The sequence below is a fragment of the Bacteroides sp. CAG:633 genome (assembly GCF_000435115.1).
GTDB lineage: Bacteria > Bacteroidota > Bacteroidia > Bacteroidales > Bacteroidaceae > Bacteroides > Bacteroides ndongoniae.
In genome coordinates this window covers 1-2,976 of sequence record NZ_FR882936.1, presented here as the reverse complement: position 1 = coordinate 2,976, position 2,976 = coordinate 1, and the positions used below count along the sequence as shown (strand labels likewise).

The 2,976-nt window shown below is 46.6% G+C and carries 2 protein-coding genes; both read left to right on the top strand.

Annotated features, from left to right (window positions below):
* The first annotated feature begins 8 nt into the window (after positions 1-8).
* Complete coding sequence (locus tag QVP67_RS00115; protein ID WP_441293824.1) at positions 9-1,076, top strand: BF3164 family lipoprotein; 1,068 nt, start codon at positions 9-11, stop codon at positions 1,074-1,076.
* Between the two features lie 163 nt (positions 1,077-1,239).
* Positions 1,240-2,334, top strand: coding sequence for a winged helix-turn-helix domain-containing protein (locus QVP67_RS00110; RefSeq protein ID WP_022161540.1), 1,095 nt, complete (start codon positions 1,240-1,242; stop codon positions 2,332-2,334).
* Positions 2,335-2,976: the final 642 nt, after the last annotated feature.

Genomic DNA, 2,976 nt, shown 5'->3' with positions numbered 1-2,976 from the left:
TGTCCCGACTGTCTGGCGGTTTGTCCGCCGCGTTTGTCCTTTTGTGGCTCGCCGCCTGTTCCCGTCCTCTTCGCGAGAGGGTGACTGTTTACGACGGTTTCCCGCAAACGGCAGAACTTGCAGGCACACCGCTGCCTCTCGATACCGCTGTGTTCCGCTATCCCTTCCGCATCCGCGTGCAGGCAGACCGTGCCGTGGTGATGGATCTTCATGGTACGGACCATTTCTTCCACGCCTTCAGCCTTCCCGACTTCCGTCATCTGGTTTCTTTCGGCCGCCGTGGCGATGGCCCCGACGACCTAATTTCCGCCGAAAACATGCGTTGGACAGGCGACACGCTCCATGTCCTCGATTCCGACAAGTCGCAGGTCGTACATTTCGTGTTTGCTCCTTCTGCCGACTCGCTGCTTCGCGTAGGTACGGTCAGCCTCGACCGTCAACTGCTCCGTGCGCTCGACTTTGTCAGCATCAACGACTCCACTTGCCTCGTTCCCGACTATTCGGGTGACAGCCGTTTCTGCGTGGTGAACCGCGACGGCCGCCTGTTACGCCGGTTCGGCTCCATCCCCACGGCCAACGAAGACGCTTTGCTCCACTCCCGTCCGGCGTTGGCACAAGCCTGGCGCAGTTTTATCGACTACAATCCCCGCAACAATGTGTTGGCCGCCGCCACCCAGTTGGGCGAGGTGCTTGAGTTATGGAACCTGCGCGACAGTACGCATACGGTGCTCCTGGGACCCGGTGGCGAACCGCAGTTTCAAGTACGTCAGGGGTATGGCATCCCTACGGGCATCATGGGTTTCATCGACGTACAGGTGGCAGACAGTGCCGTCTATGCCATTTTTCAGGGAACTTCGTTCAAGGAAATTGGCCAAAGCATCCAACAAGGCGAAAGCCTGCAGGATGGTGGCCGTTACCTTTATGTGTTCAGCCTGACAGGAGCACCCTTGCGCCGTTATATACTCGACCGTCATGTGTGTGGCATTGCGGTGGATGAAAAGCGGAGGATATTATGGACTACAGATGTAAACAGTGATGAACCTGTGGTAGAGTTCCGGTTGGATGCTACAGACTGATGGACATACCACATTATCATCATTTCTTTATTTATGGACATTCGTCTGTTGGTCTGTTCGGCACTATTTCTGACGGAAGTATTTTGTCATCGTTTTTTAGTCATTGTTTGTTGTTTCGTGTAGAAAGAACAATTATTTTTGCGAACAAAATCTTAAGTCGGAGATGAAAAGAAAAAAATCTGTAAGGTGGATAGAAGGAAGTATAGCCATCCTGTTTGGTGTCGTTTGTGTCTTCTTGGTTGGCAAGTATTATTACAATGTCCATATATCTTCATTTAAAGGAACAGCACGGCAGGAGTGCATAAAGGTATTGGAACAAGAGCTTTTGAAAAGAGACAATATGAAAGAATCGCTCTACTCCAACCGGTCACAGGCGGTATTGTCCAAGGAAGAGATGGTGAAGGACACGGTGGAACTGAATATTACGGGGGTGGGTAAGCGATCGTATGCGATACCGATCCATCGTCGGTTGAACAACCTTGAAGTGTTGCCGGAATACCGGGTTACGCAATCTTATATCTTGTTACTTTCGCCTTTAAGTGCCGACACGTTGCTACATTCATGGCAAAAGTCGGTGTCCGACTCCGGCCTCCGTTTATCGGTTCGTGTGGGTGTGACCGACTTTTTCGAAAAAGAAACCTTTTCCTATGCCGGCGATACGGTGCATCTGGCAGATGCGGATAGCCTGTTTTCCTGCTATCTGGGGATGCGGAGCGAAGTGGAAGTCACGGGGTTTGCAAGTTATCTGTGGTATCGCATGTTCACCGAGGACGAGTGGTACACGTTGTTTTTCCTGTTTTTTGCAGTGTCAGGTCTTGTGATGGTCGTTGCCAATTTTCGGTCGGTTCTCCGTTGGCTCAGAATCGGCTTGCATAAACTTTTTCCTTCTTGGATATCTCTACCGTCAATGGAAACGGCTAAAGAGGCTTCGCCTGTGCTGGTGGTGCAGGGCTTGACGTTTTGTCCGAATAACCATATGCTGATAGGAGAGAACGGAAAAACGAAACTGAATCCTCAAATGGCTTGTTTGTTTATGTTGTTTGCCAAAGCGGAGGGACATCAGCTGCCCAAAGTGGATATCATGGAGCATTTATGGCCTGATGGAAATTGTACTATCCATTCCCTCCATTCTGCTATTTCTCGATTGCGTAAGGAACTACACGCATGTAGTGATGTAGATATTCTGGATGTGAGTGTCGCCTATAAGTTGTGCAGGCCCAAGGAGGATGAAATCGTAATGCCTACGGAACAACCGTAATTACATTTTATTTATTTCGAAGTTTTTCTTCGCCGCCGATCGATCTTGGCTAGACAATAAAAATGTACGGATAGGGGGGAATCTGCTGCTCTCTTTCGTTTATTTTTGGTAAGATTCTGATCGTCTATTCCTTTTTTATCTATATGATATATAGTGTTTTGATATTTTTTGAGGTGCTTATTAAGTAATTTTGAGCTATTTTTTTAGGCTATTATCAGCTGGTTGCCTACCTTTATCCAGACTAACAAATAAAACTACTGACATGAAAAGTAAAAAGACAAAAATTTTGTGGACCGGATTGGCTATTGTGGCTTCCGTTTATGGCTTTAGTGTACAGTCATAAAACAGTTAGTTCTTTTTTCCGAGAAAGTGATGCGGCGAATGTAGAAAGTTGGTAGATAATTAAACTACTTTCCAAGATTGTACTGGAGGAAGACATTTGTATACATGGGTTTATGATACTTAGGTTAGTCACTGGTAACTTTTTTCTTTAAATATACTATGATTTTTAATTATAAATACGTATTGTTAATCATCTAAATATGAAACAAATATGAAAAATGTAGCTTTACTTATTTTGTGTGTTCTGTTGTTTGTGCAATGTACGGGTAAGAAATCTGGCATTGTTGAGGACACAATAGG

Coding starts and splice junctions, on each gene's coding strand:
- QVP67_RS00110 (WP_022161540.1), top strand. CDS start 1,240: ATGAAAAGAAAAAAATCTGTAAGGTGGATAGAAGGAAGTATAGCCATC.